This window comes from Pseudolabrys sp. FHR47 (assembly GCF_005153485.1).
Classification (GTDB): Bacteria; Pseudomonadota; Alphaproteobacteria; order Rhizobiales; family Xanthobacteraceae; genus Pseudolabrys.
In genome coordinates this window covers 3344667-3358221 of sequence record NZ_CP039740.1, presented here as the reverse complement: position 1 = coordinate 3358221, position 13555 = coordinate 3344667, and the positions used below count along the sequence as shown (strand labels likewise).

The window sequence follows — 13555 nt, the reverse complement described above, 5'->3', positions numbered from 1 at the left end:
AATTTCGCACGCAAAAGATATTTGCATCTGCGAGATAATGAAATACCAATATGCCCAAGGTCCTTGCCGGGAACGTGAATGTTCCCGAGAATGAGGACGAGGGGAAATTGCTCATGAGTGCGGATTTGATCCTCGAAACCGAGGGTCTGACAAAGGAGTTCGCCGGTTTTACAGCGGTGGGAGGCGTGGATCTGCGAGTGAAACGCGGCACGATTCACGCGCTGATCGGTCCCAACGGCGCCGGCAAGACGACCTGCTTCAACCTCCTGACCAAGTTCTTGCCGCCCACCAGCGGCCGCATCGTGTTCAAGGGCCAGGACATCACGGCGATGGCGCCGGCCGATGTCGCCCAGCTCGGTCTTGTGCGCTCATTCCAGATTTCCGCGGTATTCCCGCACATGACGGTGCTGGAGAATGTCCGCATCGCGCTGCAGCGGCTGTTGCGCGGCGCCTCGATGGATTTCTGGCGCTCCAAGTCGGTGCTCGATCAATACAATGAACGAGCGCTGGCGCTGATTGCCGATGTTGGCCTGTCTGATTACGCGCACTGGAACGCGGTCGAACTGCCTTACGGCCGCAAGCGCGCGCTCGAGATCGCCACGACTTTGGCACTCGATCCAGAGATGCTGCTGCTCGATGAGCCGACCGCCGGCATGGGGCACGAGGACATCGCGCGCATCGCCGATCTCATCAAGACCGTCGCCAAGGCGCGCACGGTGCTCATGGTCGAGCACAATCTGTCTGTGGTCGCCGATCTGTCCGACACGATCACCGTTCTGACGCGCGGCCGCGTTCTTGCCGAAGGCAACTACGAGACGGTATCGAACAATCCGGACGTGCGCGAAGCCTATATGGGGGTCGGCCATGCTTGATCGGACCGCGCCTCTTCTGCAGGTGAAGGACCTGCAAGCCTGGTACGGCGAATCCCACATCCTGCACGGCGTCTCGTTCGACGTACGCGAAGGCGAGGTGGTGACGCTGCTCGGCCGCAACGGCGCCGGCAAGACCACGACCATGAAGTCGATCATGGGCATCGTCGGACAACGTTCGGGCTCCATCCTGTTCGAGAACCAGAACCTGATCGACAAGCCGTCGAACCAGATCGCCCGCGCCGGCATCGCCTTCTGCCCGGAAGAGCGCGGCATCTTCGCCAGCCTCAGCGTCGAGGAAAACCTCAACCTGCCGCCGGTGGTGCGGCCTGGCGGGCTGTCGCTCGAGCAGATCTTCGACTTGTTCCCGAATCTGAAGGAGAGGCTCGGTTCCAGCCAGGGCACCAAGCTGTCCGGCGGCGAGCAGCAGATGCTGGCTATCGGCCGCATCCTGCGCACCGGCGCGCGGCTTCTGCTGCTCGACGAACCGACCGAAGGCCTCGCCCCGGTCATCATCCAGCAGATCGGCAAGACTATCCGCGCGCTCAAGCAACAGGGCTTCACCATCCTGCTGGTCGAGCAGAACTTCCGTTTCGCCTCGACGGTCGCCGATCGCTACTACGTCATGGAGCACGGTCGCATCATTGACCAGTTCACCAATGCCGAACTTGAGGCGAATGTCGACAAGCTTCACGAATACTTAGGCGTTTGACGACGTAAGGAACTCAACAAACAAAAAGCTTCAGCTCAAGAAGCGACAAGAAGACTGAACCGGAAACGCAAATGTTTGGGAGTGAGAATATGAAGAAAGCGATAGGCTTGGCGGCACTGGCCGCCCTGCTGCTGGGCGGCACCGCGTCCGCACAGCAGATCAACGTCAAGATCGGCGTGCTGACCGACATGTCGTCGCTCTATGCCGACGACACCGGCATCGGCTCTGTCATCGGCGCCAAGCTCGCTGCCGAAGACTTCATGAAGACGAACCCGAACGTGAAGGTCGAGGTCGTCAGCGCCGACCATCAGAACAAGGCCGATAACGGCGTCAATATCGCCAATCAGTGGTACGACCGCGACGGCGTCGACATGATCGCCGACGTGCCGAACTCCGGCGTTGCGCTCGCCATCGCCGAAGTGACCAAGACCAAGAATAAGGTGTTCGTCGGGTCTGGCCCGGCCTCGTCCGATCTCACGGGTCCGAAGTGCTCGCCGAATACCATTCACTGGACTTACGACACCTGGATGCTGGCCAACGGCACCGGCAGGGCCATGGTGAAGACCGGTGGCGATACCTGGTTCTTCCTGACCTCGGACTACGCCTTCGGTCACGCGCTCGAGCGTGACACCGCGGCTGTCGTCGAGAAGAGCGGGGGCAAGGTGCTCGGCAAGGTGCGTCACCCGATCAACACCAACGACTTCTCATCGTTCCTGCTGCAGGCGCAAGCGTCGAAGGCCAAGGTGATCGGTCTCGCCAATGCCGGCGGCGACACCATCAACGCCATCAAGCAGGGTGCGGAATTCGGCATTGTCGCGGGCGGGCAGAAGTTCGCCGGTATGCTCATCTTCGCGCCGGACGTTCTTGCGCTCGGTCTCAAGACTGCCCAGGGCCTGACTTTCACCGAGACCTGGTACTGGGATCTCAATGAGGGCACCCGCGCCTGGACCAAGCGCTGGGACAAGGAGCGCAACTCTCCCGGCAAGGTGCCGAGCATGAACATGGCCGGCGTCTATTCCGGCACCTTGCATTATCTCAAGGCGGTCGCCGCCGTCGGCAGCGCCAAGGACGGCAAGGCGGTGGTCGACAAGATGAAGGCTCTGCCCGCTGAAGACTCGATTTACGGCAAGAGCGTCGTCCGTGAGGACGGCCGCGTGTTGCACCCGGCCTATCTGTTCGAAGCCAAGAAGCCGGCAGAGTCGAAGTATCCGGGCGATCTCTATCACCTGCGCGCGACTATCCCGATGGAAGAAGCCTTCCGTCCGCTCAAGGATGGCAACTGCCCGTTGGTGAAGGGCTGAGCGTGCTTATCCCTCCCCCGCAGGGGGAGGGTGGCGAGCACTTGCGAGCCGGGTGGGGATCGACCTGACGTAACCCCACCCGGCTCATCGCTTCGCGATGATCCACCCTCCCCGAAGCGGGGAGGGATAGAAGAGAGACAGCATGCTCACGATTTTTGGTGTTCCATCGGCGGCCTTGTTCGGCCAGTTGTTGATCGGCCTGATCAACGGCTCGTTCTATGCGCTTCTGAGCCTCGGCCTGGCCGTCATCTTCGGCATGCTCAACATCATCAATTTCGCCCATGGCGCCCAATACATGCTCGGCGCCGTCGCGGCCTTCCTGCTGCTGCAGTTTACCGGCATCGGCTATTGGCCAGCGCTGATCGTCGCGCCGCTGATCGTCGGCGCCTTCGGCATCGTCATCGAACGCACCTTCCTGCAGTGGCTCTACAAGCTTGATCACCTCTACGGCCTGCTGCTGACCTTCGGTCTGGCACTGATCATCGAGGGCGTGGCGCGCAATTATCTCGGCTCGGCTGGTCTACCTTATGCACTGCCGGAGTCGCTGCGCGGTGGTCAGAATCTCGGCTTCATGTTCCTGCCGAACTATCGCGCCTGGGTGATCGTGGTGTCACTCGTCATCTGTTTCGGCACCTGGTACGCCATCGAACGCACGCGGCTCGGGGCTTACCTTCGCGCCGCGACCGAGAACCCGACCTTGGTGCGCGCTTTCGGCATCAACGTGCCGGTGATGATCACGCTGACCTATGGGTTCGGCGTGGCGCTCGCCGCTTTCGCCGGCGTCATGGCGGCGCCGATCTATAACGTCTCGCCGCAGATGGGCGCCGAACTGATCATCGTCGTCTTCGCGGTGGTGGTGATCGGCGGCATGGGCTCGATCCTCGGCGCCATTCTCACCGGCTTCGGGCTCGGCATTGTCGAGGGCCTCACCAAGGTGTTCTTCCCCGAGGCCTCCAACACGGTGATCTTCGTCATCATGGCTATCGTCCTGCTGGTGCGTCCGGCCGGTCTGTTCGGAAGGGGCGCCTGATGCAGGCCACATCCTCACCTGTGACAACGGGCACCGTCGCCACGCGCGAGCCGTCCATGCTGCAGCGTAACGGTGAGGCCATCGGCTTCGTCGTCATGGTGGTGGCGCTGATGGTCGCGCCGTTCTTCACCTATCCGCTGTTCCTGATGCAGGCGATGTGCTTTGCGCTGTTTGCGTGTGCCTTCAATCTGCTGATCGGCTATGTCGGGCTGTTGAGCTTCGGCCACGCTTTGTATTTCGGGTGGGCCAGCTACCTGTCGGCGCACGCCGCCAAGGTCTGGGGCTTCAATCCGGAATTTGCCATCCTCACTGGTACGCTGACCGCCGCGGTCTGCGGCTTTCTTGCTGGTTCGCTCGCGATCCGCCGCCAGGGTATCTACTTCGCGATGATCACGCTGGCGCTGGCGCAGATGATGTATTTCGTCGCGCTGCGCATAAAGTTCACTGGCGGCGAAGACGGCATTCAGGCGGTGCCGCGCGGCAAGCTGTTCGGTTTCATCGATCTGTCCAACGAAACCACGATGTACATCTTCGTCATGGTGGTTTTCCTCGCCGGCTTCCTGCTGATCTACCGCATCATTCATTCGCCGTTCGGCGAGGTGCTGAAGGCGATCCGCGAGAACGAGCCGCGCGCCATTTCGCTCGGCTACAAGACCGACCGCTACAAGCTGATTGCCTTCGTACTGTCGGCGACACTCGCGGGTGTTGCCGGTTCGACAAAGGCCATCACACTGCAGATTGCCTCGCTCACCGACGTCAACTGGCCGATGTCGGGTGAGGTGGTGCTGATGACTTTGGTCGGCGGCCTCGGCACCATCTTCGGGCCGGTGGTCGGCGCCTTCGTCATCCTGGCGATGCAGTTCAAACTGTCGTCGGTCGGCGAATGGGTGCTGGTGATCCAGGGCGTGATCTTCGTGACCGTCGTGCTGCTGTTCCGGCGCGGCATTGTCGGCGAGATCGCGGCGCTGTTTAAGCGCTAAACCGCTGTTTTAACGGTGGATGACCAGGGGCGACGGCGGCCAGAAACTAAACAAATCGTTAATGGCCGCCGTAGCTATGTTGTTTCAAACACTGGCGAATCACTTTAAACAACACGGTGTTATCCACATCGTGCCGAGGTCGTTTTTGTAGGGTTGTTCGTCGTTACGTCACGCGTGACGATCGGGGGGTAAACGAATCGGCGCTTGCAACTGACCCTTGCCAAGGCCTCCCCATGCGGACTTCGCCCGGCAGTCCTGATCTGGAGAAGATCGCGCGGCGCTGGCACGATCTCGCCGAACAGCGTCTCGCTTACTATACTGAGTTGTATCGCAGCGGCCGCTGGAAGCATTACTACACCCAGGAAAGCTTCGCCGTCCGCATGCTCGAAGTCATCGAGGGCGCGAAGAAATGGCGTCAACTGGCCGGCTTGCCCATCGTTCAAGAACCTTCGCGCAGCACAGTCGCGCACGAGGCTTCGGTCGTTCGGCCGGCGGCCTGAGCCCGCGGCAGCGGCGCGTTCGTTCCCCAATTATCGAGCTGGTTATCGCGGCAGGCTTTGTCTTGGTCGCGGCCATTCCGGTATCGGCTGCGCCCAGTGCCGAAGATCTCAAGCGCGGCGAGGACCTGCTCATCACTTACTGCGGCAGCTGCCACGCCACCGGCCGCACCGGCAACAGTCGCCGTCCGGATGCACCGGTCTTTAGAACCCTCGGCAAGCGGTATCCCATCGAGTCTCTCGAGGAATCGCTCGGGGAGGGCATCATGGCCGGACATCCGGACATGCCCGAATTGAGCTTCAACGGCGATGACGTCGGCGCCATTGTCGATTATTTGAAGTCGATCCAGGTGCGCTGAGCGGCGCATCGCTCTATCCTTCCGGCGAAGTCCCGCCAGCCTGTCTCCCCCATTGCCAGCGAGTGTCCTCCCATGAGCAGTGCGCTTTTCTCGTCCCTTCCGGTTGCCGGCATGACTTTGGCCAATCGTCTCGTGGTCGCGCCGATGTGCCAGTATTCGGCCAATGACGGCTCGGCCTCCGACTGGCACATGATGCATCTCGGCATGCTGGCGAATTCCGGCGCCGGGCTGGTGATCGTCGAGGCGACGCATGTCGAGCGTCACGGCCGGATCACGCATGGCTGCGTCGGACTTTACTCGGATGCTAACGAGCTCGCGCTCGGTCATGTCATCGCCGCCGCCAAAACCTACGGCAAGGCCAAGTTCGGCGTGCAACTCGCCCATGCCGGCCGCAAGGCATCGTCGCAGCGGCCGTGGGAGGGCGGCACGTATCTGCGCCCCAACGAAGATCCGTGGCAGACCATCGCGCCGTCGGCGATTGCCTTCGGCGACGGCTGGCACGCGCCGCGCGAAATGACCGAAGCCGACATGGACCGCGTGCGCGACGCCTTCGTCAGTTCGGCAAGACGCGCGCTGCGCATCGGCTTCGACGAGATCGAGCTGCACCTGGCGCACGGCTATCTGATGCACAGCTTCCTGTCGCCGGTGTCGAACAAGCGCACCGACCAGTATGGTGGCTCGCTGGAGAACCGGCTGAGCTTCCCGCTGGCGGTGGTGCGCGCGGTGCGGGCCGTGGTGCCGAAGGAGGTGCCGCTCGGGGCTCGCATCTCGAGCGTCGACTGGCGTGACGATGGCCTGCAGGGCGACGACGCGGTCGCCATCGGCAAGGCGCTCAAGGCCGAAGGGATCGACTTCATCTGCGTGTCGTCCGGCGGCATCACCGCCGATACGCGCACGCCGACGACGCCGGGCCACAACGTGCCAGTCGCCGAACGCATCAGGAAGGAAGCGGGCATCAAGGTGCGCGCCGTCGGCCTCATCACCACGGCGGAGCAGGCCGAGGAGATCGTCGCCTCCGGCAAGGCCGATCTGGTGGCGGCCGGGCGCGCCTTTCTCGACGATCCGCATTTCGGCTGGCACGCCGCCAAGGCGCTCGGCGCCGAGGTGGCATTGCCGAACCAGTATCTGCGCGCCGGCCCGAAGATGTGGGCGCCGACGCCGAAGGCCTAACCGGCGAGGGCGGTTGCGACCGGCGGCATCATGCCGATGCGGCCGACGCCGGGCAGCTTGAGCGCCGGGTAGCGCACATCGAAGCCGGCGACGAGGCCGAGCAGGTTGATCTCGAAGCCCTCGATCCAGCCGGCCTTGACGCCGGCGAGGCCGTAGACCGACAGTTCGATGCCAGTGCCGCTATCGGTGCGGCCGGCATAAATGCCGTCACGGAAGTCGCGGCCGACAGCATTGGCGGGCAGGGCCACTTTCAGCTCCGGCACGGCGCGCAGCACCGCAGCCGTGAAGCTGTTGGAATTCGGCCCCGGCCAGATGCGGTAGTCGCCGGCTTTGGCATAAGCATAGTCACGCACGGCGGCTTCCACCTTCGGGATCAGCGCTTCCGCCTCGGCGCCGGACACGTCGGCGATGGTCACCGGCGCGTTGCCGTACCAGCGCGCATCCGCTGCCCAGCCGTTCCGGCGCACGGGTGTGCCCCAGCCGACGACGTCGTAGCGCGTCCAGCGCGCCTCGCCGGCCCGCTTGAACACGATCCAGCTATGGACCGAGAAAATGCCTTTCCAGGCGCCGGTGGTGCCCGAATAGACGATCAGACGGGCGGGCTGGAACGCGCGGGCGGCGGGCAGGGTGCCGGTCGAGGACCAGTCGGCCTGGCTCCAGGAGCGCGGCGCGTCGCCCGCAGCGTAGAGAGCGGCGCGCGCGATCAGCGGCACCAGGAAGATGGCGAAGACAAGGAGCATGGTGAGGGCACGGCGGCTGGGCATGGGGATACCCTAACGTGGGTTCGCGGCGCCGGTGGGGCAAGGGTCGCGGGCGCAGCCCTCACGCCACCTTGTTGTCGCGGATCGTCAGTTGCGGGAACTTGTCGGCGCCGCCACGGGTGAGGTCGCCGGTGACGGCCTTGTCCCAGGCCATGCCGACGACGGCGCCGCCCTTGATCGCGGAGAATACGTTCGATGTGATCTCGGCCTTGCCCGCGCCATCGACGACCGAGACGCCGACGCCGATGCCGGCCTCGCGCACGACATTGGCGGTGACCTTGCAGTCGCGCAAATATTTGCCGGCGCCGACCACGATGCCCATCGTCGGCGCGTTCTGAATGGTGTTGCCGGACACTGTGGTATCGGCCTCGACACCGATGCCGACGCCATAGGCGTCCGGTCCGCCCTGCGGCCGCTTGTTGGTCATGTTGCGGATGACATTGCCGCGCACCACGGCAAGACGTCCGCCCTGATCCATATTGGTCACGGCGATGCCCATCGCGGCGGTGTCGATGACATTGTCGATAATGGTGGCATCGACGAAATCGAATTCTGAATAGATCGCCACTTCGCCGAGGTCGCTGCAGATGTTGCCCCGGATGACGATGTGCGAGGCGGCGTTGCCGCGCACCGCGGTGAAGGCGGCACCGCGGATGGTATTGCCGCGCACGATGACGCGTTCGGCGCGATAGACATTGATGGCGTTGCCGTTCTGCCCGTCGCCGCCACCGCGCGCCTGCGTATCCTCGATGGTGTTGTTCTCGATAACGCTGCCGTCGCTGCGCTTGGCGCTCTGCCAGACGCGGATGCCGCCATTGCCGGATTTTGAAATCGTGTTGCCGCGAATGGTCAGGCGGCCGTCGAGCGAAAACAGCGCATTGTCGGCGCTGTTGCGGATTGTCGTGCCGCTGATCGTGCCGGTGCAATGCGTCAGCGCCACCGCATTGCCGCCGGCATTGACGATCACGCAATCGGCGATGGTCAGACCCGAAACGGCGTTGAAATTGACCAGTGCGCCATCGCTGCCGGGCTTTATGCCCTGGCCGTCGAGCGTGAGCCCGTGAAGCGCGATGTCGCTCGCGTCCTGTGCGGTGAAAAGGACAGGGCCTTGCACGAGACGCAAGGTCGTCTCGCCGTGTGCGCCAAGGATGCGCAAGCCGGGTGGAAGCTGCAACGGCCCGGTGCGATAGCGGCCGAGGCCAAGCCATAATGGTTGCCGCACGCGCCCGGCTTCGTCGATGGCCTTCTGCAATGCCAGCGTCTGATCGCTGTCGGTATTGGCGCGGACGCCGAAGCGCGCGGCGTCGATGCCTTTTGGCTCTTGCGCGCGCGCGGCTACCGGCGCGGCAAAGGCGCTGGCGAGCGAACCGGCTATTACATCGCGGCGGGTGAGAGGCATGGCCGCAGTGTGCGCGGAACCGGCTTAGGTCCGGTTAACGGCGGCGTTCAAAGCCACCAGCACCTTCTCGCCGGCGCGGGCGAGGTCGGCGGCGGTGAATTTCTTTCGGCTGGTTGTTCTACCAGAGCGTAGTCCCGTCCTCCGTTCGTTCCCGCGAAAGCGGGAACCCAGTGCTTTTCTATCTGGGCCTCCGCTTTCGCGGGGGCGAACGGAGAAGGAGGCTGTTCGTGATCCGAGAGGCCGCGCGAGCCGCGCCACCTTCGGCACATGCACGAACACGGCGAGCCGCACGCCGCTGTCCACCGCGCGCCAGCACAGATAGTTGCATAGGTAGCGCCCGGCATCGCGTGACAGCACGGCGGGCACCTGCGCCGCGCGGGCGGCGGCGAGCAGGCGCTGCGCTGGCATCGGCATGCACTTCGCGGACGGCGCGCCCGCCGCGATGACGCCGCGGCGCAGCACTTTGCCGGAGGCGTCGGGCAGCAGCGCCAGCGCATTGCGCGCCCGTGTCTCGATGCGGATGGCCTTGGCGCGGCCGTGCAGGCCGAACATCAGCAGCGCGTCGGGTCTATGCTGGGCGATGAGCGCCGGCAGGTCGCGATCGACCGCGGCGTAGCTCGTCGTGAAGATGTGCGTGACGATCCTCGCATCGGCCAGCACCGGCCGCCGCAGACGTGCCAGCGCGCGCACCAGTTTCACCGTCGGATTATACGGCGCGCCGGGGAAGGGCCCGAAGCCGGTGATGAGGATGGTGGGCATGGATCAGCTAAGTTCCTGAAAAATATGATATTCGATGATAGCTTGCAGAAACCCATTTTGGGTATTATCATCCCCAAAATGGGTACAATGATATCTGCCGTCGGCCTGTCCGATGCGCTGTTCTCCAAGGTGCAGCAGCGCGTGCTGGCACTCATCTTCGGTCATCCCGGCCGGAGTTTCTATACGTCCGAGATCGTGCGCACAGTGCGTTCCGGCGTTGGGGCCGTCGAGCGCGAACTGGCCCGGCTCAGGATGAGTGGGCTCGTCACAACCGAACGCATTGGCAATCAGGTGCATTACCGGGCGAATGTATTGGCCCCAGTCTATGAGGACCTGCGCGGCTTGGTCGAGAAGACTGCCGGTCTAACGGACGTCATCAGGCGAGCGCTCGAACCGTTCTCTCAAACGGTTGCAGCCGCCTTCGTTTTTGGCTCCGTCGCCAAAGGCGCCGACACCGCGACCAGCGATGTCGACCTCTTGGTGATCGGCGACAATCTCGATTATGCTGCGCTTTATTCCGCTCTGCAGGCCGCCGAGGGGAAGGTAGCGCGTAAGATCAATCCGTTGTTCGTTACACAGGACGACTGGCGCAGAAAGTCCGCGGTCAGCGAATCTGTTTTCGCGAAAATTGGGCGATCGCCAAAGGTTTTCCTCGTCGGTTCCGAAAAGGTTCTGCGCGATGGCACGGGAAGAGCTCGACAATCTGGTAAGAGCCGGCCTTCTCAAGGTCGAGCCGGCGGCGCGCGATGAGTTCGGCGGCATGGTCAAATCCGCGCGACGTGGCCTTACGGACGCGCAGAACGGGAGCATTTCGTCCGACAGCCAGTTCGATCTCGCTATCGAAGCGGCTCACAAGTTGGCTCTCGCCGCGCTTCGGCACGCCGGTTATCGATCCGAGAACCGCATCACGGTATTTCAGGCGCTGGTGCACACGGTTGGTGTCGACCGCGCCGATCTCCAGATATTTTTACGTGCTCACAACCAGCGTAACCTGGCTGCTTACGAAGGCCGTTATGATCTCGATGTGAAACTGCTTGACGATTTGATCACGGCGGCGAAGCGTCTTGCAGTGGCTGTTGGAGCACTCAAGCCACCCGTGTTTTAGAGCGGGATATGGTGCGAGCTACATCGCCACCTTGACCAGGAAGCGCTCGACTTCGCCCTTGAGGTTGGCGCTGGCCTTTTCGACCGCTTCGGAAGCCGCCAGCACCGTCTGCGCCGAATGCTGAGTGCCGCTCGCGGCATCGACGACCTCGCCGAGCACACCGTCGATGATCTTGGAGCCCTGTGCCGTGCTGGTCACGTTCTGAGAGATCGAGCCGGTGGCGCTGGCTTGCTGCTGCACCGATGCCGAGATCGACGTGGTGTGACTGTTGATCTCGTCGATGCGTTTGGCGATGCGGGCGATGGCCTCGACCGAGTCCTGCGTCGATTTCTGGATCTCGAGAATTTGCGCCGAGATGTCCTCGGTGGCGCTGGCCGTCTGGATTGCGAGCGCCTTCACCTCGTTGGCGACCACGGCGAAGCCGCGGCCGGCGGCGCCGGAGCGTGCGGCTTCGATGGTGGCGTTGAGCGCCAGCAGGTTCGTCTGGCCGGCGATGTTGCGGATCATCTTGACGACGTCGCCGATCTTGTCGGCAGCGCGCGCCAGGCGCTTGAAGTCGTCATTGGTGACATGGGCCTCGTCGAGCGCGACCCGCACGATGTGCGTCGCGCGCATCAGCCGCTCGTCGACTTCGGAGGCAGATGCCGACAGTTCCTCGACGGCGGCTGCCACCGTCTCGACATTGCTGACCGCCTCCTGCGAGGTTCGCCGCGCGTCTTCGGCGCGCAAGGTGGTGTGGCCAGAGGAGTCGAGCAATGCGGCAGCAGTGGCGTGCATCTCGCTGGCACTGTCGGCGACAGTCTTGAGCAACGTCTCGGCGCCGGCACGGAATTCGTTGATGGCGGCCTCTGTGGCGGCGCGGCGGCTCTCGTGTTGCTCCGTCGCGATGCGCCGTTCTTCGGCGGCGCGGCGCTCGGTGATGTCCTCGTGTGTCGTAATCCAGCCACCGCCTTCAATCGGGTGATTGGTGATCAGATAGAGGCGGCCCTGGCCGGCGTCGACTTCGGCGGTCGTGGTGCGGCCCTCGCGATAGGCCGTGAGAAACTTGTCGCGATATTCCTGGGGATCGGCTGCGAAGGTACCCTTCGCGACGCGGCGCGCCAGAATTTCGGACAAGGTGGAGCCGGGCGACACCTCGTCCGACGTCAGGTTGTACATGCTGTAGTAAAGCGTGTTGCAGATGGTAAGCCGTTCGTCGGCATCGAACATGCTCAGGCCGTGCGGCATGCTGTTGAGCGCACGGCGGATCTGTTCGCTGGTGCGGCGCTGACGGCGCGTGAAACGCGCCGCGGTGGCGGTGGCAGAGAGTTGGCCGAACACGGCGGCGATGACCGCGCACAGGCCGATCAGAAAGCCTTGCGGAACATCGGAGGGGAGAATTGCAACTGCCGCCAGTAAAAGGACGGCAAAGCCGGCGCCGAATGCGGCGAGCCCGACAAAAGTTATTTTGACCAGGCCGCTCTTCAGGGCCGAAGAAAGTCGGGCATTCCGCATAATTGGACTTCCGGCTGCCCGCGAACCCTAGGCCCCATGCGTTTAAACAGGGTTAATCCAAGGTTAATTCCAGATTATCGGAAGGCGGTGCGTGGTAGCCGGTTCCCTCGTCGCGCGAGGTCGCTACAGCCCCAGCAGGCCGGCGATGTCCTCGACCGCCAAGGTCGGCGAGAGCGTGCCGGCGGCAACCGCGCTTTCGGCCTGCCGGAGTTTGGCGCGCACCGCCGGATCGCTGCGCAGTCGCGCGGTCAGGCGCTCCTCCAGCATGGTCCACATCCATTTGACCTGCTGGTCGCGCCGCCGCGCGGTGAGCTCGCCCGAGATCATCATCTTGTTCCGGTAGTCGGTGACGTGGCCCCACAGCGTATCGATGCCGCCGCCGGTCAGCGCCGAGTAAGTGATGACCGGCACCATCCAGGTCGGCGAGCGCGGTTGAAGGATATGCAGCGCGCTGCGGAAATCGGCGGCGGCGACATTGGCGCGGGCGATGTTGTCGCCGTCGGCCTTGTTGACCGCGATCATGTCGGCGAGCTCGACGATGCCCTTCTTGATACCTTGTAGCTCGTCGCCGGTGCCGGCGACCATCAGCACCAGGAAGAAATCGGTCATGTCGGCGACCGCGGTTTCGGACTGGCCGACGCCGACGGTCTCGACGATGACGACATCGTAACCGGCGGCCTCGCAGAGCAGCATGGTCTCGCGCGTCTTGGCGGCGACGCCGCCGAGCGTGCCGGAGGACGGCGAGGGGCGTATGAAGGCGTTGGCATCGAGCGACAGCCGCGCCATGCGCGTCTTGTCGCCGAGGATCGAGCCGCCGGTGCGCGAGGACGACGGATCGACCGCCAGTACCGCGACCTTATGGCCGGTTTCGGTGAGATAGGTGCCGAGCGCGTCGATGGTGGTCGACTTACCGGCGCCCGGCGCGCCGGTGATGCCGATGCGAATGGCCTTTCCGGTCGCCGGCAGCAGCTCCTGCACCAGGCGATGCGCGGTCGCGCGGTGGTCGGCGCGGGTCGATTCAACCAGCGTGATGGCGCGGGCGAGCTTGGCGCGGTCGCCCGCGCGGATTGCCGCGGCAAGGGCTTTGGAATCGAGGCTGCGAGCCGACATTCGGTACTA

Annotated in this window: 15 protein-coding genes; 10 read left to right on the top strand and 5 right to left on the bottom strand. The window is 63.7% G+C overall.

Translation table 11 applies throughout. The features are described from left to right. Nucleotides 1–113: 113 nt before the first annotated feature. The 8 genes from E8Q40_RS16410 (at nucleotide 114) to E8Q40_RS16375 (ending at nucleotide 6918) form a co-directional block, all read left to right on the top strand. Nucleotides 114–872, top strand: coding sequence for an ABC transporter ATP-binding protein (locus tag E8Q40_RS16410; protein ID WP_137045556.1), 759 nt, complete (start codon nucleotides 114–116; stop codon nucleotides 870–872). Next, a complete protein-coding gene (locus E8Q40_RS16405; protein ID WP_137045555.1) occupies nucleotides 865–1581 on the top strand; it encodes an ABC transporter ATP-binding protein in 717 nt (238 codons plus the stop codon). The genes E8Q40_RS16410 and E8Q40_RS16405 overlap by 8 nt, the downstream gene beginning before the upstream one ends. Before the next feature lie 89 nt (nucleotides 1582–1670). Then, nucleotides 1671–2882, top strand: a complete 1212-nt coding sequence (locus E8Q40_RS16400) for an ABC transporter substrate-binding protein (protein WP_246662883.1) — start codon at nucleotides 1671–1673, stop codon at nucleotides 2880–2882. Between the two features lie 142 nt (nucleotides 2883–3024). Then, a complete protein-coding gene (locus E8Q40_RS16395) occupies nucleotides 3025–3912 on the top strand; it encodes a branched-chain amino acid ABC transporter permease (protein ID WP_137045553.1) in 888 nt (295 codons plus the stop codon). Nucleotides 3913–3968: 56 nt separating this feature from the next. Beyond that, nucleotides 3969–4892 carry a branched-chain amino acid ABC transporter permease gene (locus tag E8Q40_RS16390; RefSeq protein WP_137046776.1) on the top strand — a complete coding sequence of 308 codons (924 nt, stop codon included), beginning with the start codon at nucleotides 3969–3971 and terminating at the stop codon, nucleotides 4890–4892. A 233-nt stretch (nucleotides 4893–5125) separates the two neighbouring features. After that, nucleotides 5126–5392 (top strand): TIGR03809 family protein, encoded by a 267-nt coding sequence (locus tag E8Q40_RS16385; RefSeq protein WP_137045552.1) that lies wholly within the window; start codon nucleotides 5126–5128, stop codon nucleotides 5390–5392. Between the two features lie 62 nt (nucleotides 5393–5454). Further along, a complete protein-coding gene (locus E8Q40_RS16380; RefSeq protein WP_246662882.1) occupies nucleotides 5455–5748 on the top strand; it encodes a cytochrome c in 294 nt (97 codons plus the stop codon). A 72-nt stretch (nucleotides 5749–5820) separates the two neighbouring features. Further along, nucleotides 5821–6918 (top strand): NADH:flavin oxidoreductase/NADH oxidase, encoded by a 1098-nt coding sequence (locus E8Q40_RS16375; RefSeq protein WP_137045551.1) that lies wholly within the window; start codon nucleotides 5821–5823, stop codon nucleotides 6916–6918. Here the strand turns inward: E8Q40_RS16375 and E8Q40_RS16370 are convergent. The 3 genes from E8Q40_RS16370 to E8Q40_RS16360 are packed head-to-tail and all read right to left on the bottom strand — an operon-like array spanning nucleotide 6915 to nucleotide 9837. Then, entirely contained in the window at nucleotides 6915–7682 is a 768-nt protein-coding gene (locus E8Q40_RS16370; RefSeq protein WP_137045550.1) for a DUF3750 domain-containing protein, read from the bottom strand. The genes E8Q40_RS16375 and E8Q40_RS16370 overlap by 4 nt on opposite strands. Nucleotides 7683–7740: 58 nt before the next feature. Next, nucleotides 7741–9078 (bottom strand): TIGR03808 family TAT-translocated repetitive protein, encoded by a 1338-nt coding sequence (locus E8Q40_RS16365; protein ID WP_137045549.1) that lies wholly within the window; start codon nucleotides 9076–9078, stop codon nucleotides 7741–7743. A gap of 24 nt (nucleotides 9079–9102) precedes the next feature. Beyond that, nucleotides 9103–9837 (bottom strand): pyroglutamyl-peptidase I, encoded by a 735-nt coding sequence (locus E8Q40_RS16360; RefSeq protein WP_137045548.1) that lies wholly within the window; start codon nucleotides 9835–9837, stop codon nucleotides 9103–9105. A 24-nt stretch (nucleotides 9838–9861) separates the two neighbouring features. On the opposite strand from E8Q40_RS16360, the gene E8Q40_RS16355 reads away from it, so the two are divergent. Together E8Q40_RS16355 and E8Q40_RS16350 are read left to right on the top strand one after the other, a co-directional pair. Beyond that, nucleotides 9862–10587, top strand: a complete 726-nt coding sequence (locus E8Q40_RS16355; RefSeq protein ID WP_246662881.1) for a nucleotidyltransferase domain-containing protein — start codon at nucleotides 9862–9864, stop codon at nucleotides 10585–10587. Further along, nucleotides 10517–10942 (top strand): hypothetical protein, encoded by a 426-nt coding sequence (locus tag E8Q40_RS16350; protein ID WP_137045547.1) that lies wholly within the window; start codon nucleotides 10517–10519, stop codon nucleotides 10940–10942. Before E8Q40_RS16355 ends, E8Q40_RS16350 begins: the two co-directional genes overlap by 71 nt. An 18-nt stretch (nucleotides 10943–10960) precedes the next feature. Here the strand turns inward: E8Q40_RS16350 and E8Q40_RS16345 are convergent, their stop codons facing one another. Then, a complete protein-coding gene (locus E8Q40_RS16345) occupies nucleotides 10961–12436 on the bottom strand; it encodes a PAS-domain containing protein (protein WP_137045546.1) in 1476 nt (491 codons plus the stop codon). Between the two features lie 123 nt (nucleotides 12437–12559). Then, nucleotides 12560–13546: a methylmalonyl Co-A mutase-associated GTPase MeaB gene (gene meaB, locus E8Q40_RS16340; RefSeq protein WP_137045545.1), complete on the bottom strand. Its 987-nt coding sequence runs from the start codon at nucleotides 13544–13546 to the stop codon at nucleotides 12560–12562. Nucleotides 13547–13555 lie beyond the last annotated feature (9 nt).

Coding starts and splice junctions, on each gene's coding strand:
- E8Q40_RS16410 (WP_137045556.1), top strand. CDS start 114: ATGAGTGCGGATTTGATCCTCGAAACCGAGGGTCTGACAAAGGAGTTC.
- E8Q40_RS16405 (WP_137045555.1), top strand. CDS start 865: ATGCTTGATCGGACCGCGCCTCTTCTGCAGGTGAAGGACCTGCAAGCC.
- E8Q40_RS16400 (WP_246662883.1), top strand. CDS start 1,671: ATGAAGAAAGCGATAGGCTTGGCGGCACTGGCCGCCCTGCTGCTGGGC.
- E8Q40_RS16395 (WP_137045553.1), top strand. CDS start 3,025: ATGCTCACGATTTTTGGTGTTCCATCGGCGGCCTTGTTCGGCCAGTTG.
- E8Q40_RS16390 (WP_137046776.1), top strand. CDS start 3,969: ATGCTGCAGCGTAACGGTGAGGCCATCGGCTTCGTCGTCATGGTGGTG.
- E8Q40_RS16385 (WP_137045552.1), top strand. CDS start 5,126: ATGCGGACTTCGCCCGGCAGTCCTGATCTGGAGAAGATCGCGCGGCGC.
- E8Q40_RS16375 (WP_137045551.1), top strand. CDS start 5,821: ATGAGCAGTGCGCTTTTCTCGTCCCTTCCGGTTGCCGGCATGACTTTG.
- E8Q40_RS16370 (WP_137045550.1), bottom strand. CDS start 7,682: ATGCCCAGCCGCCGTGCCCTCACCATGCTCCTTGTCTTCGCCATCTTC.
- E8Q40_RS16365 (WP_137045549.1), bottom strand. CDS start 9,078: ATGCCTCTCACCCGCCGCGATGTAATAGCCGGTTCGCTCGCCAGCGCC.
- E8Q40_RS16360 (WP_137045548.1), bottom strand. CDS start 9,837: ATGCCCACCATCCTCATCACCGGCTTCGGGCCCTTCCCCGGCGCGCCG.
- E8Q40_RS16355 (WP_246662881.1), top strand. CDS start 9,862: ATGATATTCGATGATAGCTTGCAGAAACCCATTTTGGGTATTATCATC.
- E8Q40_RS16350 (WP_137045547.1), top strand. CDS start 10,517: ATGGCACGGGAAGAGCTCGACAATCTGGTAAGAGCCGGCCTTCTCAAG.
- E8Q40_RS16345 (WP_137045546.1), bottom strand. CDS start 12,436: ATGCGGAATGCCCGACTTTCTTCGGCCCTGAAGAGCGGCCTGGTCAAA.
- meaB (WP_137045545.1), bottom strand. CDS start 13,546: ATGTCGGCTCGCAGCCTCGATTCCAAAGCCCTTGCCGCGGCAATCCGC.